The sequence below is a fragment of the Brevibacterium sp. CT2-23B genome (assembly GCF_013168765.1).
GTDB classification, from domain to species: Bacteria; Actinomycetota; Actinomycetes; order Actinomycetales; family Brevibacteriaceae; genus Brevibacterium; species Brevibacterium sediminis.
In genome coordinates, this window is record NZ_JABBYK010000002.1 from 143,770 (window position 1) to 166,385 (window position 22,616).

Annotated in this window: 20 protein-coding genes; 6 read left to right on the plus strand and 14 right to left on the minus strand. The window is 64.8% G+C overall.

Going from position 1 to position 22,616, the window contains the following annotated elements:
- Position 1: 1 nt before the first annotated feature.
- On the plus strand, positions 2-1,132 hold the full coding sequence (locus HIM68_RS05785) for an XdhC family protein (protein ID WP_172170569.1): 1,131 nt from the start codon (positions 2-4) through the stop codon (positions 1,130-1,132).
- On the opposite strand, the gene HIM68_RS05790 is transcribed toward HIM68_RS05785, so the two are convergent.
- From HIM68_RS05790 to HIM68_RS05805, 4 genes are read right to left on the minus strand one after another with little or no spacing between them, the layout of a single operon-like run.
- Positions 1,116-1,778, minus strand: coding sequence for a nucleotidyltransferase family protein (locus tag HIM68_RS05790; RefSeq protein WP_172170571.1), 663 nt, complete (start codon positions 1,776-1,778; stop codon positions 1,116-1,118). The two genes, HIM68_RS05785 and HIM68_RS05790, sit on opposite strands and share 17 nt — an antisense overlap.
- Positions 1,775-3,847 carry a xanthine dehydrogenase family protein molybdopterin-binding subunit gene (locus HIM68_RS05795; RefSeq protein WP_172170573.1) on the minus strand — a complete coding sequence of 691 codons (2,073 nt, stop codon included), beginning with the start codon at positions 3,845-3,847 and terminating at the stop codon, positions 1,775-1,777. Before HIM68_RS05795 ends, HIM68_RS05790 begins: the two co-directional genes overlap by 4 nt.
- Complete coding sequence (locus tag HIM68_RS05800) at positions 3,840-4,874, minus strand: xanthine dehydrogenase family protein subunit M (protein WP_172170575.1); 1,035 nt, start codon at positions 4,872-4,874, stop codon at positions 3,840-3,842. The genes HIM68_RS05795 and HIM68_RS05800 overlap by 8 nt, the downstream gene beginning before the upstream one ends.
- Positions 4,871-5,383 carry a (2Fe-2S)-binding protein gene (locus HIM68_RS05805; protein WP_172170577.1) on the minus strand — a complete coding sequence of 171 codons (513 nt, stop codon included), beginning with the start codon at positions 5,381-5,383 and terminating at the stop codon, positions 4,871-4,873. Before HIM68_RS05805 ends, HIM68_RS05800 begins: the two co-directional genes overlap by 4 nt.
- A 259-nt stretch (positions 5,384-5,642) precedes the next feature.
- On the opposite strand from HIM68_RS05805, the gene HIM68_RS05810 reads away from it, so the two are divergent.
- Positions 5,643-8,207 (plus strand): ATP-dependent DNA ligase, encoded by a 2,565-nt coding sequence (locus tag HIM68_RS05810; protein WP_172170578.1) that lies wholly within the window; start codon positions 5,643-5,645, stop codon positions 8,205-8,207.
- A gap of 36 nt (positions 8,208-8,243) precedes the next feature.
- Here HIM68_RS05810 and HIM68_RS05815 read toward each other — a convergent pair whose 3' ends face one another.
- From HIM68_RS05815 to HIM68_RS05825, 3 genes are all read right to left on the minus strand, one after another.
- Positions 8,244-9,341 (minus strand): DUF418 domain-containing protein, encoded by a 1,098-nt coding sequence (locus HIM68_RS05815; RefSeq protein ID WP_172170580.1) that lies wholly within the window; start codon positions 9,339-9,341, stop codon positions 8,244-8,246.
- Positions 9,342-9,398: 57 nt separating this feature from the next.
- Positions 9,399-10,985 carry an FMN-binding glutamate synthase family protein gene (locus tag HIM68_RS05820; protein ID WP_172170582.1) on the minus strand — a complete coding sequence of 529 codons (1,587 nt, stop codon included), beginning with the start codon at positions 10,983-10,985 and terminating at the stop codon, positions 9,399-9,401.
- A gap of 98 nt (positions 10,986-11,083) precedes the next feature.
- Positions 11,084-12,520: an MFS transporter gene (locus HIM68_RS05825; protein ID WP_216656963.1), complete on the minus strand. Its 1,437-nt coding sequence runs from the start codon at positions 12,518-12,520 to the stop codon at positions 11,084-11,086.
- Between the two features lie 160 nt (positions 12,521-12,680).
- Between HIM68_RS05825 and HIM68_RS05830 the strand changes: the two genes are divergently transcribed.
- A complete protein-coding gene (locus HIM68_RS05830) occupies positions 12,681-13,103 on the plus strand; it encodes an organic hydroperoxide resistance protein (protein ID WP_139908814.1) in 423 nt (140 codons plus the stop codon).
- A gap of 15 nt (positions 13,104-13,118) precedes the next feature.
- Here HIM68_RS05830 and HIM68_RS05835 read toward each other — a convergent pair whose 3' ends face one another.
- The 6 genes from HIM68_RS05835 to HIM68_RS19170 all read right to left on the minus strand — a co-directional run bounded on the left by HIM68_RS05835 (position 13,119) and on the right by HIM68_RS19170 (position 18,070).
- Positions 13,119-13,859, minus strand: a complete 741-nt coding sequence (locus HIM68_RS05835) for a TrkA family potassium uptake protein (protein ID WP_172170584.1) — start codon at positions 13,857-13,859, stop codon at positions 13,119-13,121.
- Positions 13,860-13,923: 64 nt separating this feature from the next.
- Positions 13,924-15,267, minus strand: coding sequence for a TrkH family potassium uptake protein (locus HIM68_RS05840; RefSeq protein ID WP_172170586.1), 1,344 nt, complete (start codon positions 15,265-15,267; stop codon positions 13,924-13,926).
- 169 nt (positions 15,268-15,436) lie between these two features.
- Positions 15,437-15,655, minus strand: coding sequence for a hypothetical protein (locus tag HIM68_RS05845; protein ID WP_101555755.1), 219 nt, complete (start codon positions 15,653-15,655; stop codon positions 15,437-15,439).
- Positions 15,656-15,835: 180 nt separating this feature from the next.
- Positions 15,836-16,345: a flavin reductase family protein gene (locus HIM68_RS05850; RefSeq protein ID WP_172170588.1), complete on the minus strand. Its 510-nt coding sequence runs from the start codon at positions 16,343-16,345 to the stop codon at positions 15,836-15,838.
- Positions 16,342-17,103, minus strand: coding sequence for a pyrimidine reductase family protein (locus tag HIM68_RS05855; RefSeq protein ID WP_172170590.1), 762 nt, complete (start codon positions 17,101-17,103; stop codon positions 16,342-16,344). The genes HIM68_RS05850 and HIM68_RS05855 overlap by 4 nt, the downstream gene beginning before the upstream one ends.
- 91 nt (positions 17,104-17,194) lie before the next feature.
- Positions 17,195-18,070: a glycerophosphodiester phosphodiesterase family protein gene (locus tag HIM68_RS19170; RefSeq protein WP_172170592.1), complete on the minus strand. Its 876-nt coding sequence runs from the start codon at positions 18,068-18,070 to the stop codon at positions 17,195-17,197.
- Between the two features lie 195 nt (positions 18,071-18,265).
- Here HIM68_RS19170 and HIM68_RS05865 point away from each other — a divergent pair, with 195 nt between their 5' ends.
- Together HIM68_RS05865 and HIM68_RS19295 are read left to right on the plus strand one after the other, a co-directional pair.
- Complete coding sequence (locus HIM68_RS05865) at positions 18,266-19,162, plus strand: CPBP family intramembrane glutamic endopeptidase (protein ID WP_216656964.1); 897 nt, start codon at positions 18,266-18,268, stop codon at positions 19,160-19,162.
- A gap of 108 nt (positions 19,163-19,270) precedes the next feature.
- Entirely contained in the window at positions 19,271-21,163 is a 1,893-nt protein-coding gene (locus HIM68_RS19295) for a glycosyltransferase (protein ID WP_172170594.1), read from the plus strand.
- Here HIM68_RS19295 and HIM68_RS05875 read toward each other — a convergent pair.
- Positions 21,147-22,274, minus strand: coding sequence for a magnesium and cobalt transport protein CorA (locus HIM68_RS05875; protein WP_172170596.1), 1,128 nt, complete (start codon positions 22,272-22,274; stop codon positions 21,147-21,149). The two genes, HIM68_RS19295 and HIM68_RS05875, sit on opposite strands and share 17 nt — an antisense overlap.
- A gap of 54 nt (positions 22,275-22,328) precedes the next feature.
- Between HIM68_RS05875 and HIM68_RS05880 the strand changes: the two genes are divergently transcribed.
- Entirely contained in the window at positions 22,329-22,592 is a 264-nt protein-coding gene (locus HIM68_RS05880) for a hypothetical protein (RefSeq protein WP_172170598.1), read from the plus strand.
- Positions 22,593-22,616: the final 24 nt, after the last annotated feature.

Consider the following 22,616-nt stretch of genomic DNA (forward strand, 5'->3'; position numbering starts at 1 on the left):
CATGCTCGATGTTCTCTTTGCCGCCGCAACGCGGCTCTTCGACTCACAGGAGCCGCAGGATGTCGCCGTCGCGACGATCGTCGCAACCGAAGGGTCGGTCCCGCGTCCGGCGGGGACCTCGATGCTCATCGATGCCGCCGGCGGAATCGTCGGCTCACTCACCGGCGGCTGCGTCGAAGGGGCCGTGCTCAAGGCGTGCCGGGAGGCGCTCGCCACCGGGGACGCCTCGGTGCAGAGGTTCGGCTACAGCGATGAGGATGCCTTCGACGTCGGTCTGATGTGCGGTGGCCGCATCGATGTGCTCATCCAGCCCTTCCGCTCAGGTGACGCCTGCCTGCGGCTTGACGCCGGCGGAAGCGAACCGGCCGCGGTGGTTCTGCGGTTGCCTTCCGCCGACGACGCTTGTGCCCCAGTGGCGCTCATTGCTGCCGACTCCGGAGGCGAACGCAGCGTGACCGGCATCGACGATCTCACCCTCGGCCTCGACGGCGTGGTGCCGACATCGGTGCTTGAGACCGCCGCCCACCGTGTCCAAGCCTGCATCCGCAACGGCCGCACGGGACCGGTCCGCCTCGCCCCGCCCGAGGGCGGCAGCGAACCGATCGAACTGTTCGTCGAGACCCGCACCCTGCCGGCCCACCTCGTGGTCGTCGGCGCCAACGCTTTCAGTCTCGCCCTCGTCGAGGCGGCCAGACCCTTGGGCCTGCGCATCACCGTGTGCGACCCCCGTCCGGCCTTCACCGATCCCACGTCATTTCCCGGCGCCGAGGTGGTCCGAGCGTGGCCGCACCGATTCCTTGCCGAGGCGGTCGAGACCGGGGACGTCGACGAGCGCAGCATGATCTGCGTCCTCAGCCACGACCCGAAGGTCGACGTCCCCACCCTGACCGCCGCGCTCGACCTCGATGTGGCGTATGTCGGGGCGATGGGCTCGCGCCGCAGCGACCGTGACCGGCGTGCGGCGCTGCGTGAAGCAGGAGTGGAGAATGCCGCTCTGGCTCGGCTGCATTCGCCGATCGGTCTCGACCTTGAGGCGTTCACACCCGCCGAGATCGCTGTGTCGATCCTCGCCGAGATCCTCGCTGTCCGCAGCGGTCGGAAGCAGGTCGCTCCCCTCAGCGGCGAACTCTGACGGCAGCCCTCAACCTGAGCAGGTCCTCAGGCTCATCGATATCGGTCCCGTCGTCGAGGTCGGAGCAGTCGACGAGGTCGACGGCTGACCGGCGCGCCTCGAGCAGGTCGCGGGCACCGACGTCCCCATGGGCGGCAGCTGCCGCGTGAGGCGTCCACCTCGCGTCGAAGAGCACAGGGTGACCGCGGCGCAGCGATCCGTTCGGATCCCGGTGGCCCGCGGCGGTGATCGCACCGGGACGATGGGCGGCGATGAGGCGCGCGACCTCCTCGGCGCTGATGCCGGGTCGGTCCACCGGCGTGACCATGACGTCGTGGCTGGGACCGATCGTCTGCAGTCCGCAGCGCAGGGAGGAGCCCATTCCCGACGACCATTCGGGGTTGTCAACGATCGACACCAGGTCGCGGCCGTCAAGCACTCTCGCGACCTCGGCGCCTCGTGCGCCGGTGACGACAGTGATGTCCGTGCAGCCTCCGCCGAGGAGGGCGAGGAGCACTGACTCCACCAGGGTGAGCCCGTCTTCCCGCACCAGCAGCGCCTTCGGTCCCCGGCCGAGGCGGCGGCCTGCTCCGGCGGCGAGGATGAGCCCTCTAGGGCGGCGGGCTGTGCGCCGATCGGGATGAGCCGTGGCGGACTCGGCGCTCACGTCGGCAGGAATGCGTCGCCGAAGACCGGCAGATCGCGGACCCGCACCCCGGTGGCGTTGAATGCGGCGTTCGCGATCGCCGCGGCGGCACCGACGATGCCGATCTCGCCGATGCCGCGAGCGCCGAGCGGCCCGGCGTGCGGGTCCTCCTCATCGAGCCAGTCGGCCTCGATATCGGTGATGTCGGCATTGACGGGGACGTGATACTCGGCGAGGTCGTGGTTGACGACGTGACCGAACCGGGGATCGAGTTCGCCTTTCTCATGCAGCGCCATCCCCACTCCCATGGTCATCCCGCCGATGAACTGTGAGCGGGCGGTGCTCGGATTGACGATGCGACCGGCGGAGAACATTCCGAACATGCGGTTGAGCCGGATCTCTCCGGTGGCGGGGTGGATGCGGACCTCGGCGAACTGGGCCCCGAAGGAGTGCAGGGCGAACTTCTCCGCCGCCGGATTTGCCTCGGCCTCACCGCGGGCCTCGGCGCCGACGGCGGGGTCGGTGCCGTGTTCGGAGCGGAGCGCCTGCGCTGCGGCGACGATCGCGGTGCTCCAGCTGGCCAACCCTGTCGACCCGCCGGCCACGGTCGCATTCGGCAGCGCGGTGTCGCCGATGTGCAGCTCGACCTGATCGATGGGGACGCCGAGGCAGTCCGCGGCCGCCTGTGACAGGGCCGTCCATGTGCCGGTGCCCAGATCGGCGGCACCGATCGAGACCTCGAAGCCTTCGGGGGTGCGGCGGATCCGCGCGACGGAGCCGGGCTGCCGACCGGCCGGATAGGTCGACGAGGCCACCCCCATGCCGATGAGCCAGCCGTTCTCCCGCCGGGTGCGCGGTTGTGGATTCCGCTTCTCCCAGCCGAAGCGGTCTGCGCCTTCTCGCAGACAGTCGACGAGGCGGCGCTGATTGAACGGCAGCCCGGTGTCCGGGTCCGTGGTCGGGTCATTGCGCACCCGCAGCTCGATGGGGTCGAGGCCTGCGGCGACGGCGAGCTCGTCCATGGCGATCTCGAGCCCGACCATGCCCGGTGCCTCTCCGGGGGCGCGCATCCATGAGGGCACCGGAACGTCGAGCGGAACCACTCGTTGGGTGAGGCGGCGGTTGTCGCCGGCGTACATCATGCGGCCCGGCTTCGTCGCCTCCTCGGGGAACTCCTTGGTCTGTGAGGACATGGACACTGCATCGAAGGCGAAGGCGGTGATCGTGCCGTCGCTGCGTGCGCCCAGACGAATGTGCTGGAGGGTGGGTGCCCGGTAACCGGTGATCGCGAACATCTGCTGTCGGGACACGGCGTACTTCACCGACCGGCGCGGCACTGCTTCGGCCGCGAGGGCAGTCAGCATCATATCGGCGTGGGGAACGCCCTTGGAGCCGAAGCCGCCGCCGACGTGCGGGGAGATGATGCGGATCGCCTCCGGGTCGAGGCCGAGGACCGGTGCCAGAGTCGACCGTGCGGGGTGCACCCCCTGCGTGGAGGTCCACAGGGTCAGTGAGTCTCCGTCCCAGCGGGCGACGGTGGTGTGCGGTTCCATGGGATTGTTGTGCTCCATGGGCGTGCTGTAGCGCTCATCGATGCTCACGGCCGCCTCGGCGAGGGCCGTGTCGACATCGCCTGTGCGCACATCCCCGCTGCCGGACTCCGGTTCTCGCGCGGCGGGGTGGTCCTCCCGCAGCTCGACATCGTGATCGTCCTGATCGTAGGTGATATCGACGAGTTCGGCCGCGTGGCGGGCCTGCTCGGGGGTGGTCGCGATGACAGCGCCGAGGTACTGGCCGCGGAATCCGATCTCAGCAGAGCGCAGGATCGCGAGTTCGCCGTCATCGGTGCTCGCCAGCTCGGGTGCGTTGTCGGCGGTGAGCACGTACACCACCCCCTCGGCTGCTTCCGCCGCGGAGGCATCGATGTGCGCTGCGCGTCCGCGGGCGATCTCCGCCTGCAGGGGGTAGAGGTAGAGAGGATCGGTCAGGGGGTGTTCGTAGGCGTAGGGGGCGCGTCCACGCACCTTGTCGGGTCCGTCGAGGCGCACCTGGTGAGTGCCGACGGACGTGGTCGTGAGCAGGTCACTCATGAGCGTCCTCCGTGGTCGTCTCCGGCAGGTCTTCCGAGGCTCCGGTGAGCTCGGCGAGCACGGTGGTGATCGCTCCACGGGTCATCGGAATTTTGAAGCTGTTGCCCTCGAGGGGCTCCGCGGCCTCGAGCTCGGCGTCGGCGGCTGCCAGGAACGTCTCGGCGGTCGGTTCCGCACCACGCAGCACCGCCTCGGCGGCGCGTGCACGCCAGGGTTTGTGGGCGACTCCGCCGAGGGCGATCGAGGTCTCACGGATGATCGGTGCCGGTCCCGAGGCGTCGACGTCGACCCGGGCCGCGACGGAGACGAGAGCGAAAGCGTAGGACGCGCGATCGCGGATCTTCCGATACGTCGAACGTCCCATGCGCGCGCAGGGAAGTTCGAGTGCCGTGATGAGCTCGCCGTGCTCGAGGACCGTGTCCTGCTCGGGGCGGTCGCCGGGCAGCCTGTGGAGCTCGGTGACCGGGATCCGGCGCTCACCGGTCGGACCGAGGACGACGACCTCGGCGTCGAGTGCGGTCAGAGCGACCGCCATATCCGAGGGATGCGTCGCCACACAGTCCGCTGAGGCACCGAGGATCGCGTGGTAGCGGGTGTAGCCGCCGATGGCCGAGCAGCCGGAGCCGGGTTCGCGTTTGTTGCAGGGGGTCGTCGTGTCCTGGAAGTACACGCACCGGGTGCGCTGCAGCAGGTTGCCGCCCATCGTGGCCACGTTGCGCAGCTGACCGGAGGCGCCGGAGAGCAGGGCGCGTGAGAGCATCGGGTAGTCGCGGCGGATGCGCGGATCGGCGGCGGCATCGCTGTTGCGCACCATCGCACCGATCCGCAGGCCCCCGTCCGCCAGCTCTTCGATGTCGGTGAGATCGAGGCGATTGATGTCGACGACCAGGGCGGGTTCCGCGACCCCGAGCTTGAGATGGTCGACGAGGTTGGTTCCCCCGGCGAGGAATACAGCATCGGGTCTGTCGGCGACACTGGCGACGGCACCGGCGGTGTCGGTTGCGCGTTCGAAGTCGAAGGGGTTCATCGTGACTCCTCTGCGGCTCGGCTCACGGCCGCGACGATGTTGACGTAGGCTCCGCAGCGACAGAGGTTGCCGCTCATCCGCTCGCGGATCTCCTCCTCGGACAGCTCCACGGGCCCTTCGAGGTCCTCGGTGACCACGCTCGGAGCGTCATCGGCGGCCTCGGCCAGCATGCCGGCGGCCGAGCACACCTGCCCCGGGGTGCAGTATCCGCACTGGAATGCGTCGAGGGCGAGGAACGCCCGATGCAAGGTGGAGAGTTCGCCTTCGGGAGCCAGACCGTCGGCGGTCGTGACCTCGGCACCGTCGTGGGTGAGCGCGAGCGCGAGGCAGGAGTTGAGCCGACGGCCGTCGACGAGGACGGTGCAGGCCCCGCATTGGCCGTGGTCGCAGCCCTTCTTCGCAGACATCACCCCCAGCCTGTCCCGCAGGGCATCGAGAAGGGTGGTTCGGGAATCCACGACCAGGGTGTGCTCCTGGCCGTCGACGGTGAGGTGCAGCGAGTGTCCCATGAGGGCCCTCCAGACAGCGTTGTCGACGTCCGGCCAATCTAACCCCGTTCGGACACCCCGACAAGAGGGGTCAGCTTTCGTCATCGCGGCGGCCCTGTCTGTGACGCGGATACTCGGCCACCTGTGGTGAGGATCGGGCGCTCGCAGATGCGGGAGGTCGGGACGATCTCGCACCCCCTGTTGCCCATGGCGGTCTCCGACTACCGTGAAAGGACGATCTTGGGTATGAGCCCGAACGGTGCACAGGAGGAGGTGCCCAATGGCACGCCACGAGCAGAAGGTCACGGTCGAGGGCCATCGGCTGACATTGAGCAATCTGGACAAGGTCCTCTATCCGGAGACCAAGACGACCAAGGGTGAGATCCTCGACTACTGCGCCACGATCGCGCCGCATCTCATTCGTCATGCTCGGGACCGGATCGCCACGCGCAAACGCTGGGTCGACGGGGTCGGCACTCCCGATGACCCCGGGGACGTGTTCTTCGAGAAGAACCTGCCCGAATCCGCCCCGTCATGGATCCGCTCCCGCGCGATCCGACACAGCACCGGCACCAAACGCTACCCCCTGGTCAACGATCTCGCGACGCTGACGTACCTCACGCAGATGGCCGCGCTCGAGATCCATGTGCCCCAGTGGACGGTGAGGGCCGGGGCGAAGGATCCCGGCACGATCGATTCCGAGAGCAGATACCCTGACCGGATGGTCTTCGACCTCGACCCGGGCCCGGGACGCGAATTGGCCGACTGCATCGAGGTGGCTCAGCTCGTCCGCGAACTGCTCGAGGGCATGGGCCTCGACGCATACCCGGTGACCAGCGGTTCCAAAGGCGTCCACCTCTATGCACCGCTGGACGGGTCGGTGAGCTCGCAGCAGGTCTCCGATGTCGCCCATGAGCTCGCCCGCAGCCTGGAGGCCGACCACAAAGATCTCATCGTCTCGGCGATGAAGAAGACGCTGCGTGAGAACAAGGTGCTCATCGATTGGTCGCAGAACTCAGCGGCTAAGACCACGGTCGCCCCGTATTCGCTGCGCGGACGCTTCACTCCCATGGTCGCCGCTCCCCGCAGCTGGGACGAGTTCGATGATCCGGCCGCGGTCGAGCAGGTGCGTTTCGAGGAGGTCCTCGACCGCGTGGACGACTTCGGGGATCTTCTCGAACCCCTCGCCGAGGCGGTCGGAGGAACCGCCTCGGCGCCGGAGCCCGGAGCCGGTTCGGAGTCCAAAGCCGAGCCGAGGTCGGACGAGGCCCCGGAGGTCGTGCGCGACCGACTTGAGGTTTACCGGTCCAAACGGGATGCGAAGCGCACGAGCGAACCCGTGCCAGCGAAACAGGGAACGAGCGGGGACGAACTGACCTTCGTCATCCAGGAGCACCATGCGAGGAGCCTCCACTGGGACTTCCGACTCGAACACGACGGTGTGCTGGTCTCCTGGGCGCTGCCGAAGGGGCCGCCGACGGACCCGGGGAAAAACCACCTGGCGGTTCAGACCGAGGACCATCCCCTCGAATACGGCAGCTTCGAAGGCACGATCCCGAAAGGGGAGTACGGAGCCGGCGACGTGGAGATCTGGGACTCCGGAACCTGCGACATCGAGAAGTGGCAGGAGGGCAAGGAGATCATCGCGGTCCTCCACGGGCGTGAGGACGGCGGCCTCGGGGGAGTGCGGCGGTTCGCCCTGTTCAACACCGGGGGCCACGGTCCGAACAAGGACCCGGAGAAGAACTGGATGATCCACCTTATGGAGGACCAGCCGAAGAAGCAGTCGGCGGCGGACCATTCCTCGAAGAAGGACACTCCGACTGGTCGTTCCTCGAGCAAGCGAGCCTCGAAGAATTCGAAGAAGGAGGCTCTGCCGGCGGATCTGTCTCCGATGCTCGCGAGCATCGGAGACATCGATTCCGTGCGCAGGGAAGCCGAGGACTGGGCCTTCGAGATGAAGTGGGACGGCATCCGTGCCCTGGCGAGGGTGCAGCCGGGTGACGGGGACCGCAGCGGCAGCATCGAGCTGACCAGCCGCAACGGCCGTGACATGACGAGCACCTATCCGGAGCTTCGCGAACTGACCGACTGTGTCGATGTCGACTGCGTCCTCGACGGGGAGATTGTCGCCCTCGGGCAGGGCAGCAGACCGGATTTCGGGAGACTCCAACGCAGGATGGGACTGACCCGAGAGCGCGACGTCGAACAGGAGCGGCGACGCACCCCCGTGTACCTCATGCTCTTCGACGTCCTCCATGCCGACGGGACCTCGCTGCTACGCGTCCCCTATACGGAACGGCGCGAACGGCTGTTCGAACTCGTGGCCGAGAGCGAGTACATCCATGTTCCCGACGCCTTCGAAGGAAGCGTCGATGCCGCCTTCGAATCCAGTCGGAAGCTTCGACTCGAAGGGGTGATGGCGAAGAGGACCGACAGCGTCTATCTCCCCGGAAAACGCACCCGCACCTGGGCCAAGCTCAAGCACGCCTCGACGCGCGATGTCATCATCGTCGGCTGGCGGACCGGAGAAGGCGAACGCTCGGACAGCTTCGCCTCACTGCTGGTCGCCGCCCATGACGACGACGGGCTCCACTACCTCGGCCGCGTGGGCACCGGGTTCGACGAGGCGGCCCTGCGGAGTCTGCGCTCCAGTCTCGGTCGCCGGTCGCGGAAGACGCCGGCGCTCACGGTGCCGGCTGCTGAGTCGCGAGATGCCCACTGGGTGCGACCCGATCTCGTCGGGGAGGTGAGGTTCTCGGGCCTGACCGAGGCCGGACGCCTGCGCCACCCGGTCTGGCGCGGCCTGCGCGCCGACATCGACTCAGAGGATGTGCGGATCTGAGTTTCCTTTGGAAGGCGGACGGTCGCCTGAGACCGATCAGCTATGCGAGGCGGATTCCGACCGAGTTTCGGCGGCGTATCGGAGCGGTGTGTGCTCCCAATAGGTGCCGCAGCGCCACAGCCATTCCAGGGGGCCGTAGCGGAAAAAGCGCAGCCACACCGTCGAGAATGCACACTGGGCAATGATGATGACTGCCCAGACGATGAGCCCGCCAGCCGCGGAGACATGTCCGTGAGCGGTCAGGAGCGGGATGACCAGCACGCAGACCACGGTCTGTCCCAGATAGTTCGAGAACGCCATCCGACCGTACAGACGCAGAAAGGACAGGCTTCTTCGGCCGAGTCGGGTGCGCAGCAGAAGGATGAGACCGATGATGTACATGAGACCGGGAATCAGAGCGGTGCGGAAGGCGATCTCGTGAGCCTCGGTCGATCCTGTCCCGGCAGCGGTGGTCCAGATCCAGATCGGCACCGAGCCGAGGAGACTGAGGACGAAGAGTCCGGTGACCGGGACTCGAGTTGCTGCGGAGTACAGGCCGAGACCGGTCAGCCAGAACCCCAGCATCATGTGTCCCAGAGTCCGGACGTACGACAGGATGGGAAAGAGCAGCGCCGGCGGCTGGAGATCGCCGAGGCTCGACGCCAGCTGCAGCACGTCGGGAACCGTCGCCGCCGCGACGCCGAGAATCACGAAGGCCCAGCGCGGCAGTCGAGTCAGCGGCAGAAGCAGGAGCGCGAGGACGCCGTAGGAGGCGAGCACATCGATGCCTCCGAGGGCCGAGTTGATGATGCCGGCCGCGATGAGGATGATCATCCGTCGCACGTAGACCCAAGTCGAACGATGCTTCGCACGCAGCCTGCTCAGGAAGATGTGCACGCCGGTGCCGAAGAGGAAGGCGAAGACGAAATGGAACTTGCCGAGGGCGACATCGTCGACGACCTGCCAGATCACCGCGTCGGTACCGACGGGATCCTCTGTCTGCCCGGCTTGGGACAGGAAGTAGCCTAAGTTGATGAGCAGAATGCCGGCGATGGCGATGCCGCGGATGACATCGATGGAGACGATACGGTCTTTCGGATTCGACGGCTGCGTTGGATCGGCGGCAGATTTCGCGTGCGCGGGTTCGTGGAACACGCCGAGCCACGGTATCAGACTAGGTGCCTTGTCAGTGAAAATCGCCGAATCTCGTGTTCAGACCGAACGGAACGTTCCCGCATCGGCCCTCGCCCAGTCGCTGCTCCAGGACTCGGGCGGCTGCTCCAGCAGCTCTCCTGGTTCGAGCCAGTCGTAGAGCTCGGCGTACGAGAGGTGTTCGTTGCGGCCGATGTTGCGGTGGAGCTGCTGTGGCGAGAGCTCGGTGGGATCGCTGACACCCATGGATGCCATGATCTCCACGGCCTGCTGCACGGTCGCCTCCTGGTAGTTCCGCACCCGCTCACTCTTATCACCCACATGCAGAGCCCTCTGCCGTTTGGGGTCCTGGGTGGTGACGCCTACGGGGCACTGACCGGTATGGCAGATCTGAGCCTGAATGCAGCCGACAGCCATCATCATGGCGCGGGCCGAGTTCGTATAGTCTGCCCCCTGGATGAGGCGTTTGACGATGTCGTTGCCCGCGGCGACCTTCCCGCTGGCGCCGACGCGGATCCGATCTCGCAAGCCCGTTCCGACCAGCGCGTTGTGGACGGTGAGCAGGCCGTCGGTGAGCGGTGTGCCCACGTGATCCTCGTACTCCAGGGGAGCGGCACCCGTGCCGCCCTCGGAGCCGTCGACGATGATGAAGTCGGGTGCGGTCCCGACCTCGAGCATCGCCTTGCAGATCGCGAGCACATCCGTGCGGGATCCCACGCAGAGTTTGAATCCCGTGGGCTTGCCACCCGAGAGTTCGCGCATCCGGGCGATGAACTCGATGAGTTCGACCGGGGTGCTGAAGACGCTGTGGGCGGCCGGGCTCACGCACTTCTCGCCTTGCGGGACGCCGCGGGTTCGAGCGATCTCGGCGTTGACCTTCGCCGCGGGCAGGACGCCTCCGATTCCGGGTTTCGCGCCCTGGCTCAGTTTGAGTGAGACGCACTTGACCTGGTCGCGGGAGCTCTGGTCGGCGAACTGGACGGGGTCGAAGTCGCCGCTGTCGGTCCGGGCGCCGAAATAGCCCGAACCGATCTCCCAGACGAGGTCGCCGCCGTTTTCGAGGTGGTAGTCGGAGATCCCGCCCTCGCCGGTGTCATGGGCGAAGCCGCCGAGTTCGGCACCGCGGTTGAGTGCTCTGACGGCGTTGGGCGAGAGGGAGCCGAAGCTCATGGCGGAGACGTTGAGCAGTGCCATGCTGTAGGGCTTTGCGCAGTCGGGCCCACCCACCTGCACACGAGGCGTCTGGTCCGGAACCGCGACGGGCGCGGTGGAGTGGATGAGGAATTCATAGCCGGCGGAGTTGACGTCCCGTTCGGTGCCGAAAGCGAGCTCTCCGTGGATTCCCTTCGCACGTTCGTAGACGAGGGTGCGGATGTCTCTATCGAAAGGACGTCCGTCCCAGTTGCGTTCGATGAAGTACTGCTGGAGTTCGGGGCGGAGAGTCTCCAACAGGAATCGCAGATGACCGACGACCGGGTAGTTGCGCAGAATCGAGTGTTTGCGCTGAAGCAGGTCGTACGCGGCCACGCCGACGATGGCGAGCACCACCGCACCGAGGACCCACCATGCCCACGGTCCGACGGCGGCTGCCCAGGCGACTGCGATGAGCACGATGAGTGTCGACGTGATCAGCAGAAAACGTCCCATGAGTCCTCCTCAGACTGGAATCCGAGCCGAGGTCGAGCTGACCCGCTCTCTCACTCCATCGTGGACCTCCGACCGGTGCTTGGGAAGCGGCAGCGGCGTCAGTGGGACGTCGACTTGTCCTCGGAGTCATCGTCGGTGCCGTTGTCGTTGAAGCCGATGAGGTCGTAGCCCATCTCGGCCAGTTCTTCGTCTTCGGAGCCGGGTGGAGTGGCGCCGTCGATGGGCCGGCCCGCCGTCTCGTTGAAGAAGTGGATGCCGATGAGTCCGATGACACCGGCGGCGACGAGGTAGACGGCGGGGAAGAGTTCGAAACCGGTCTTCTGGATGACGAAGGTATTCACCGCTGCGGTCGTGCCTCCGAAGATCGCGGTGGAGATGTTGTAGCCGATGGCGAATCCGGAGAAGCGCACCTGTGTGGGGAAGATCGCCGGCAGGGTCGCCGAGACGCAGGATTGGAGCATCACCTGGAGCAGGGCGATGATGCCCAATCCCAGGATCTGCAGGACGGTGCCCTCGGCCTGTATGAGCAGGAACGCCGGCACGGAGAGGATGATGAACCCGATCGCCGAAGTGTAGAGGACCGGTTTGCGCCCGATAGTATCGGTCAGCCGACCCAGTGGAGTGATGACGACCATCATCGCCGCGAGCACAATGACGAGCGTGAAGTTGCTCTCGACCTCCGAATGGCCCAATGTGCTGCTGAGGTAGGTGGGCATATACGTGAGCACCATGTACTGGCCGATGTTGAGCAGGACCACGAAGGCCATGAGCATGGTGATCTGCTTCGAGTAACCGCGGAAGAGATCTCGGAAGGGCTTCTTCGTCGTCTGCTGCCGGCTCGTCGCCGCGGAGAAGGCTTCGGGCTCATCGAGCTTCATCCGCAGCCACAGTGCGATCCCGCCGAGCGGGAGTGTGAGCAGGAACGGCAGCCGCCACCAGCCGGCGTCCATGCCGTCGCTGCCGACGAGGACGAGCAGTATGGTGCAGACCAGGGCCGCCGAGGCGGTTCCGGCCAAGGTGCCGAGTTCGAGGAACGACCCGCAGAAGCCTCGGCGCTTGTCCGGTGCCGACTCGGCCATGTAGACGGCCGCGCCACCGTACTCTCCACCCGTGGAGAAGCCCTGGACCATTCGGCACAGCAGCAGGAGCACGGGAGCAAACGCACCCAGGGTGGCATAAGTCGGCAAGATGCCGATCAGCGTCGTCGGGATGGTCATCATGATGATGGTGAGGACCATGATGTGCTGTCGCCCCACCTTGTCGCCGAGGGGGCCGAGGACGAACCCGCCCAAGGGTCGGAAGACGAAGGAGAGGGCGAGGAAGGCGAAGGTGAGCGCCACACCCCACTCGCCGGGGAAGAACGCATTGGCGATGTAGACCGAGACGTAGGAGTAGACACCGTAGTCGAACCATTCGACGGCATTGCCGAGGGCGGAGCCGCTGATGGCCCGTTTGAGGGTGCGTCTGTCTCCGGGCGGCATCGTCTTGATGTCGATGCCGTCGGGTGTGGGGATCTTCTCATCGGATTCGCTCACGGCGTCTGTCCTCCCGTCTGCGGTCGTCTGTTCCGTGCTGTCTCAACGGCTTCTGGCCGGCAGGTTAGCACTGCGACCAGGGCTTCTGCGCCCCCTTACGGGAACGCGGCAACTGCGTTAGTCTCGGTAGACCTGTGACGTCATCTGTGAGGAGAAGACAATGAACACACCGGAGAACATCGCCTACACCGCTCGTGCGGAGATCACCGGCGGCCGGGACGGACACGGCGCCACCGATGACAAGATGGTCGACGTCGACCTGCGCACACCGAAGGAACAGGGCGGACCGGGAGGCGGGACCAACCCCGAGCAGCTCTTCGCCGTCGGCTACGGTGCCTGCTTCCAGGGCGCTCTCGGTCTGGCGGGCAAGGAACAGGGCGTCGACACCTCGAAGTCCGTCGTCAACTCGCAGGTTGGGATCGGCAAGGAGGGTGAGAGCTTCGGACTGTCGGTGAGACTTGAGGTGAGCATCCCCGATGTGGACCTCGAGACCGCGCAGAAGCTCGTCGACCGCACCCACGAGCTCTGCCCGTATTCGAAGGCCACTCGCGGCAACATCCCCGTCGAGGTGGTCGCGGTCTGAGACCGGTTGAGGACTTCAGCCCTCCTCGTCGTCCTCTTCGTCGAGAGTGCTGAAGTCCTCCACCTGGCGGGGAGATCCCGCGACGAGGATCTCATCGTTGGCATAGAGAGTGACATCCTGATCAGCGATGTTCCAGGTGTCCTCACCGTCGCGTCTGAATGCGACGACACTGATCCCGTACTCGCGTCTGATGTCGAACGATGCCAGCGGCGAATCCGAGATGCGCACCGGCGGGGCAGTGCGAGCCAGCACGAAGTCTTCGCTGACTGACATGAAGTCGGACATGTGTCCGCGGATGAGATGCGCTGTCCGTCGCCCCATATCGTTCTCGGGACGGATCACATTGTCGACGCCCAACTGCCCGAGGATGTCCGCATGAGTCTGGCTGACGGCTTTGGCCCAGATATGCTGATTCCCGATCTTGAGGACCTTCGAAGCGACGAGGATCCCGGCTTCGAGATCGTTGCCGATGGCGATCACCACTCGGCTGACCTCCTCGAGGCCCACCTGGCGCAGCACGGTCTCATCCGTCGCATCCGTCCGGGAGACGAAGGCCAGTTTGTCAGAATATTGGGCCACGACCGCCTCGTCGATGTCGATGCCGATGACGTCGACGCCGTAGGCGGCCAGTTCTGTGGCCAGTGATCCGCCGAAGCGGCCCAGCCCGATGACGGCCACCGCCCCGTCCCTGGCCAGGGGGTGGGGGTTTCCCAAGAAGAACGCCGCAGGTCGCGTGCGCCACTTTCTGCTCTTCATCTCCGGTCTCCTTTCCTTAAGTGCGTGGGGTCTGACTGGCAGGCAGCGATGTCGGTCGGGCGGCTCAACCGATGAGCGGCCGTTCGACCGGAAGTTCGTAGCGGATGGCGCGTGCCCGCAGCGCCAGGCCGGAAGCGACGGTCACCGGGCCAAGCCGTCCCAGGATCATCACTGTGATGAGGACGGCTTGACTCGTTCCGGGCAGTCCGGCGGTGATGCCGGTCGACAGGCCGACGTTGCCGAAGCCGGAGATGACCTCGAAGAGGAGTCGGTCCAGCCCGGGCCGCGGGTCGTCGAGCATGAGGACGATGGTGGCTGTGGCGATGAGCGCGAGAGCCAGAACGATGACCGTCGCTGCCTGTCGGTACGCCGATCGTGCCACGCGGGATCCGAAGAGGTTCGTGGCCGTACCTCCGGAGATCTCGGCCCAGGTCATTGCCAGCAGCACGAGAACAGTGGTGATCTTCACGCCACCCGCGGTTCCCGCGGGGCCGCCGCCGACGAACATGAGGATGTCCATGACGAACCAGGTGGCGGGGTGCAGCTGCGCGAAATCGACCGTGCTGAAGCCTGCTGTGCGTGTGGTCGTCGATTGGAACGCGGCCACCTGCAGTTTGTCCCACCAGTCGAATCGTCCCAGTGTTCCGGGATTGTTCCATTCGACGGCGGCGATGAATACCGTGCCGGCAAGGAGCAGAATCGGAGTGGCGGCGACCATCGCACGCGTCGTCATGCTCCACGCCAGCGGAGTCCGGTAGCGACGGACGATCTCGATGAGCACCGGATAGCCGAGTCCGCCGAGGATGATGGCCGCGGCGACGGGACCACAGACTAAGGGATCGGTGGCGTAGCCGGCGAGACTGTCGGATCTGAGACCGAAGCCGGCGTTGTTGAAAGCCGAGACTGCATGGAAGACCGCGTCCCACGCCGCGTCTCCGGCTTCTTCGCCGTAATGGGTGGAGAAGCGAAGAAACAACGCCACGGCAACGACCGCCTCGGTGGCGATGGTGAGACCGATGATCCGCAGAACCATGGGTCGGACGCCTCCGATATCGGAGCTCTTGGCCTCGGCGGCAGCCGACTCCCGGAGCCTGAGCCCGACCTTTCCCGCGAGGAGCATGGCCAGAAGAGTCGTGAGCAGCAGGACGCCGAGGCCACCGATCTGGATGAGACCGAGGATCACAGCCTGGCCGAAGAACGTGTAGTCGCTTCCGGTCGAGAGCACCTCCAGGCCCGTGACGCTGATCGCCGAAGTGGCGGTGAAGAGCGCAGACAGGACCGAGATGCCGCCGGGAGTGGACGTCGCTGCGGGCAGCATCAGCAGGCCTGTGCCGAGGAGCAGAGCCGCAAGGTAGGTCACTACTACACGGTCGATGGCATTGCGATGAGGATGATGCGCGGTCGGCATGCTATCGACCCCGAATCAGCTCTGCCGTTGTCGTAATAGCTTCAACAGTACTGATGTCTGACCGGGCCACAAGGGGGGTCTGTTCGGTACTTACGCATCGGGGCGCCCAGGGTCCTGTCGCAGGCCCGGACAGACCAGAGCCCCGGCGAACCGGGGCTCTGTCTAGACCTCATTGAAGACGTTGGAGAAGCATCTCCTTGCCTTGCTGTCCGGCCGTGCGGTTGTTCTCCTGGATCTTCCTGAACCAGTCGGCGAGCTCCTCATCGCCCTGTTCCCGAGCATCCTGGATGTAGGTCTCGAGCTTCCACACATTGCTCAATGACGCTTCGATCGCCCAGATGAGGTTGTAGTTCTTGTCCTTGACCGGGCTGCTGATGTCGGTGGCCATCGTAATCATCTCCTTAACGCTCTGCGGGGGCTTCTGCTCCCGCTGAGATGATCCACGCTACGGATGGAATCTCGGCCACGACAGGGGTTATCGACCACGCTGTCTCTTGTTACCGTGTGGAGGAAGTGTGTCTGACCGGCTGCTCCGTCATCGCTGACAGCAGATCGGCACGCGGTCGGCTTACGGGCGGATCGCCCGTTCCTCGGCGCTGTGCCCGGGGCTGAGGTCTCCCAGTTGTGAAGGGCGCAGCGACGCGAAGCCGCCCTTCGTCTCGGTCGCAAGCACACGGGCCGTGAGGCAGACGTGATCGCCTCCGTCGTCGAGCATCGTGATGCGTTCGACGATGAGGCGGTTCGGCAGGTCCGCGAGCAGCGGCACCCCATCCCCGGTGACGGTGAAGTCAAGACCGGCGAACTTGTCCGTCTCCGATCCGGAGCGCGACCCGAAAAACCGGGCGAGCTCACTGTCCGCGGTGGTGGGGAAATGGACGGCGAAACGCTCGGAACGCAGCGCCACCCGGTAGGTGTGGTTGGCTTTCGACAGCCAGAAGCAGTAGTGCTCCGGATCGATGCTCGCCTGCGAATGGAAACCGACCAGACAGCCGGCCCGTTCACCCTCCGCCGAGGTGGTGACGACGATGAGCGGGGAATCGACCGATCCCATGAGGTCGTCGAGCCCGGGGGTGCTCATGATCGTCCCTCGTCTGCCGTCTTCGATTCGTAGCGGAGGAAGAGTGTGTCGTCGGCGACCATCGTCGATTTCAGAGAGAACTGTGCGATGTCGGCTCCCGGCGGCGCGACGCTCACGGGCAGCGCATCGCCGCCCATCATCGGTGAGATCGACAGGCACAGTTCGTCGAGACGGTTCGCGGCGACGAGCTCACCGAGCCACCGGGGCCCGCCTTCGCAGAGGACGACCTGATACCCGAGACCGGCGAGGGCCTGCAGAGCCTTCGCCGGTTCGACCCGGTCGTCACCGGCGATGATGACCGTGGCCGCCTGTTCGGCGGCTGCCAGCCGCTTCGGATCGGCCCCAGCGCACGTGATGACGATGGTGCGCGCGTGCTCGGGTGCTGCGGCGAAGACCTGTGAGGACCAGTCGAGGTCGAGGCTGCGACTGACCACCGCGACCGGCGGCATCTCGGACTGTCCCCGCGTTCGACGTTGCGATCGGGCGGACTCGCTCAGCCGCATCGGGGCATAGCCTTCGCTGCGGACCGTCTGCGCGCCGACCATAACGACATCGGCGATCTGCCGCATCCGACGGAACAGGTCCTGATCGGGTTCTGTCGACAGGGCGCCGACGCGTCCGTGGATGGCAGCCGTTCCGTCGAGACCGGCCACCATGTGACCGGTCACCCAGCATTCGTGCCGCGGCTGGGTGCGGTCGACCTCGAGATAGGGTGTCAGCGGGTCCGGCATCGGTGTGCCGCGTTCGAGTGGCTCCATCCATGCAGTCTACTGAACCTCGCCAGCACTCGCGGCGACGATTTTCCGACCACCACCGGGACCCCGCTGACTGTTCATCGACGCGAGAAAGTCAGTCCGTCCAGGCGTCGTCGGTGAAGTAGCCGTCGATGAACCCGGGCAGACGGTGACCGTCCTTCGCGGTCGCCAGTGTGTACGGGGCGACGTGGAAGCCGGCCTTGTCGAGTTCGCGCATCTTGTTCGTCGGCAGGTTCTTGCTCGGTCCCACCCATTCGATGCCGGCGTCCTTGATCTCTGCCGGTGATTCCTTCGGCATGGTCGAGCCCATGAGGTAGAGCGAGGTGTAGCCGCGCTCGGCGATCGTCTTCGCCGCCTCGAAGTCGAAGGACTGGACGACGAGGGAGTCCTTCAATCCGCGTTCGTCGAATTCGTCGAGAACCCGGTCGACCTCCTCGGGGGTGGCCCCGGGCTTGATCTCGGGCACCATGACGACCTCACCGCCCATTTCGTCGAGGAGTTCGTCGAGGGTGACGGTGGCGGCTTCTTCTCCGCCGGCCGGGTGCTTGATCGTGGCGGAGTCCCATTCCTCGCGGCTGAGATCCCGGATGGGTCCGGTCGCGCCGTTGAGGGTGCGGTCGGCGGTGTCGTCGTGGATGAGGACGGGGGTGCCGTCTGCGAGGAACTGGATGTCCATCTCGGGGAGGAATCCGTCCTTCGCCGAGGCGGTGAATCCTTCCATGGATTCTTCCGGATAGACGTCGGCACCGCCCCGGTGGGAGATCGTCGTCGGGAATTCGATGTCATCGACCTTGTCCGGGGCGGTGAAGCCGCTGGGGGAGCCGAGTCCCGGTGCTTCGCCGGCGGAACCGAGCCCGGCGGCTGCTGCGGGGGCTAGTCCGGCGCCGAAAGTGGCCGAGGCCGCGAGAACTGCAGTGGCGAGAATCGTGAACGGACGGGTGCGTGTGGATGTCTCTGTCTGTGTATTCACGTCCGCGACGCTACGAAGCGCAGGTGATCGTGTGGCGAAGCCACCGTGAACGTCATCGGCAGAGTGGACGAACGGGTGGGAAATGAATACCTTCGCCGAGGCGGCCGCCCCTGCCGTACCCCTGCTTGGCGGGCATTGAGCTGAGGAACGTCCATCCCTGGTTTCGGCCCGGACCGGACCTCTATTCTGTGCGCTATGGTCACCGACCCCGCCCTCGGCAGAGCTCCTGTGGATCCCGACTTCACACGGGGCCGCCAGGGCGAAAGGGTTCTGCACAAGTACGATCGCCCGGTTGCGTTCTATGTGTGGGCGACCGTGCTGCCGTGGGTGTTCTGGTTCGCGGCTGCCTATCTCAGTCATCTGCCGGAGCAGAATCAGGCTGTGCTCGTCGCGACCTTGGTGCTGTCATTGGCGGGATTGTTTGCCCCTCTTGCCGTGGTCGTTGCTTTCGTCCGGCATCGCCCGGAGCTGCGAGCCGACATCGTCAGCAGGTTGAAGTGGCCGAGTTCCGCGCGGTGGCCGTTCCTCGTCGCCGCGGTGTTCCTCGTTCCCCTGACTCTGATGGCTGCACAGGGGCTGTCACTGTTCTTCGGCTACGACCCCGGCCAGTTCAAGTTCCGGGGTGGGTTCACCTTCTCGACGGGGCTGATGCCGGTGTGGGTGACCCTGATCGGGGCCGCAGTCATCGAAGAGCTTGCTTGGCACAGCTACGGCACCGACACCTTGGTGAGGAAGATGCGGGTGTTCTCGGCCTCGATGCTCTTCACTCTCATCTGGGCACTGTGGCATGTGCCGTTGTCATTCATCGACGGGTACTACCAGAACGAGGTCGTCGAATCGGGCGTGCTGCAGACCCTGAACTTCCCGGTCTCGATGATGGCGTTCGTGCTCGTGATGAACTGGCTGTACTTTCGGTGCGGGCCTAGCATCCTGGTTCCGGTGGTCTTCCACGCCTCGGCGAATATGTCCGCGGAGATCTTCATGACCGACCCGGATTCGAAGATCATCCAGACCGGCCTGATGCTCGTCCTCTCGGCGATCATCCTGGTCAGGGAACGCCGACTGTTCTTCGACCGGCCGGCTGCGCAATGAACCGTCGTGTGCGTCGGAATCCGCAAAGGTCCCTCGTGAAATGCGCATCACTTTTCGGTTGTGGTGTGTCGACGGTGGCCGCTGCCGCGTTCGACTTATATTTCTGTAGTGAACAGCATCCCCGAAACATCCCCAAGGCGCCCCCATCCCCATCGATTCCCTCATCGCGGTCTCCTGCCCGAAGGCAGCTACTTCACTCTGACGTGGACAATCGGCTACGACTTCGGCGGCATGACCACAGTCGCGCTTGAACGGAGCTCCGCTTTCGCTCGGCTGGACAATAGGCGCGTTGAGATTCTGACTCTGAGTCCGGAGATGAAAGATCTGGATCGGGAGCGCGAGCTCCGCGAGCCGGGGACCATCGACCGCAAGGTGAAGATCCGCAATCTGTGGCAGGACCTCACCGCGTGGTCCGACAGGAAGCTGCGTCGAATGGTCGGCACGGTCGATCCCGATCCCACAGCAGTCCATGATGTCTTGAATCGGACCGGTCAGGAATGGACTGAGCTGAGGAAGGATTCCGGCGACCGCCTACTCCAGGCTGACCGATACCACGATCGCGGGCATCTGCTTGTCATCGATCGTCAGGACATGAAGAAATTCGGACGCCGAGGCGGGCGCCGGATCACACTGTTCGACCGTGACCAGAAGGTGATTGCTCAATGGGGCTCGGCTCGTGAGTTCTATCAGGCCTGGCTCGATGTGGTGATCGGGACGAATCCGTCCTACCTCATCTGTGATTCAGCGTTCGTCGGAAACTTCATCCATGGGTATCGCCGCGAGAACATCATTCTCTGCCAAGTGGTGCACAGCCATTTTGTTGATGACGTCACCAGTGATCACCTCGGTGTGATGTCTGAGGACAAGTTCGGGCTTCTGCGGCATCTTGATGCTTTTGACGTTGTCGCGATTCTCACCGATGGGCAGCGGAACGATATGAGCAGTCTCAATCTGGCAGCTCGCAGCATGAAGACGATATCGAACCTGACGGAGAACCTGCACGGTGACTCGACGTTTCCACGCCCTCGAGGCAAAGGAGCGATGATTGCCCGGCTCGCTCCGGTCAAGAGAGTTGAAGACGCGGTTCACGCGATGGCCGAAATCGGGGCCTCCAACGAGACCAATGCGACGCTGGACATCTACGGCGAAGGTGAAGAGCGCCCACTATTGGAAACTCTGATAGATGGGACGGGGACGCAATCACGTGTGCATCTGCACGGACATACGCCTGGAGCTAAGAGCAAGTTTCTCACCAGCTCGTTCAGCCTTCTGACGAGCCGTTCGGAGGGGCAGGCTCTGGTCGTCGCAGAAAGCATGTCTGCCGGATGCATTCCGATATGCTACGACATCGATTATCGGCCCTCGGAGATCGTCGACCATGGGATCAACGGATTCATTGTGCCGAACGGTGACGTCGACGCGCTGTCTGAAGCCATCTTGGAATTCCTCAATATGCCAGAGAGCGATGTCCGACAGATGCGCGCCAAGGCGATCGAGCGGGCGGCCGACTTTTCGGAAGATGCCATCATCCGACGATGGGGGCAGGTCTTGGCAGAGCAGTCGTTTGCACCCATCACGCATTTGAAAGGTGTGAGTGCAAAGCTTCGCGAAGCGGTGGTCACTGCCGACGGAATCTCCATCACGGCAGCTCTGTCGGGAACCGGGAACACGTTCGTCGACGATGCTTTCATCTCGTGGAAGTCACGAACTGGAACCTTCTATGGGCGAATCGACGCAGATATCAGCGACGACACGGTCACAGCGGAAGTTCCAATGAGAAGGATCAGCCGCATCACCGAAGAGTACGTCGACTTCTCGCTTGACCTCGTCGCGAGACGAGGATTCACACGAGCGCGTATCTCCAGTGACGACGGTTCAATCGTCAACCATCCGGGTCAGCTGAAGCTGTACACGACCAAGCACGGCAATCTCAGCGGTCAAATGCTCGAAGGACAGGGCGACGCGACCGCCGAGGCGCCCGAGCTCACATCCACTTCTTGACGCGGAAGACGACGTAGAGAACAACGCCCAGACTGAGCATGAGCCCCAGCGCCATCGGGTAGCCGAAGGCCCAGTGGAGTTCGGGCATATCGTCGAAGTTCATTCCGTAGATCGCACCGACCAGTGTTGGAGCAAAGAGGATCGCCGCCCATCCGGAGATCTTCTTCATGTCCTCGTTTTGCCGCTGCGCGACAAGGGTGGAATTGACGTTGAGGATCTGCGACAGGGCTTCTCTCAGCTCGCCCGCCTCGGCGAGGACTCGCGTGAGGTGGTCGGAGACATCATCGAGGTAGGCGCGAAGGTCGTCGGGAATCGCGTACTTGGCTGCCCCGTTCCCCAGCGCTTGCGTCAGTCGATTGAGGTGGGTGGAATTGTGAAGGACGTCGATCACCTCCTGGCTGAGGAGGTAGATGCGCTCGGCAGCAGCTGTGTCTCCGCTGAAGACCTGCCTCTCGATTCCGTCCTTGTCGACCTGCAGGCCGTCGAGGACGGGGAAGTACGTATCGACCGCAGTATCGAGCAGTCGGTAGATGAGTGCTTCGGGACCGAGCGCGAGCAGTTCGCGATCTTTCGTCCAGCTGCGCTTCTCATTCGTGAAGTACTCCTGGACCCCGCTGGTGTCCGCTGGGATCGGCGTACCGTCGATGAAGCGATCACCTTGGCAGATGATGACGAGCGCGTCGTCCTTCATGAGGAGGTGGAATTCATTGAACTCGACCTCTTCCTTGGCATCGATGTAGACCGCCGATTTGAGGACGAGGAAGAGCACATCGTCGTAGCGTTCGACCTTGGCTCGCTGGTTCGCGTGGAAGAGGTCATCGACGAGGACCGGGTGGAGGTCCCACGCTGAGGCGATCTCCTCGAGCAGCCCGGGAGCGGACCTGGGGATAACGACCTGCGTGATCGAACCCGGGATGGACGAGCCGGAGCCGTCCAGGTCATGTGCGGACAGCGCCTCGGCGAAAGACCGGGCCACGCTCATCTCCTGCGGCTCGCTGTCGATGATCCGGCGACTCAAGAACATCGGTTCCTCGGGGGCCGTCGTCTTCGCCGCCGCCGATCGCTTACGCAGTGACGGTCGCTCGGCCTTGTGCCGGCGTGATCTGCCCATGGTGCTCCTTTTCGTCCAACAGCTCTTTGACGATACTCGAGGTTGTGGCAGGCCGTGGAATCATTCACCCTCCTCGACCTGCCATCAACTGGGGCGCCGATGACCGGGAAGCCGGTCGGTCCCGCGAGGATGGACAAGCGCTTCACAGGGGACATCAGTGGTCGTGCGACGACACTGTCCACCTACGCCTTGGACCCCTCGATCGATATCGGCACCGATCGCAACGACGAATCATTCAGCATCATTCCCTCGAGCGGCACCGGTGACCTGGGTGGCGGCGAGAGGAGAGACAAGCCCGAATTGTATCCCGATCCCTGAAATGAGGGGAGGGGTAGCGAAGCC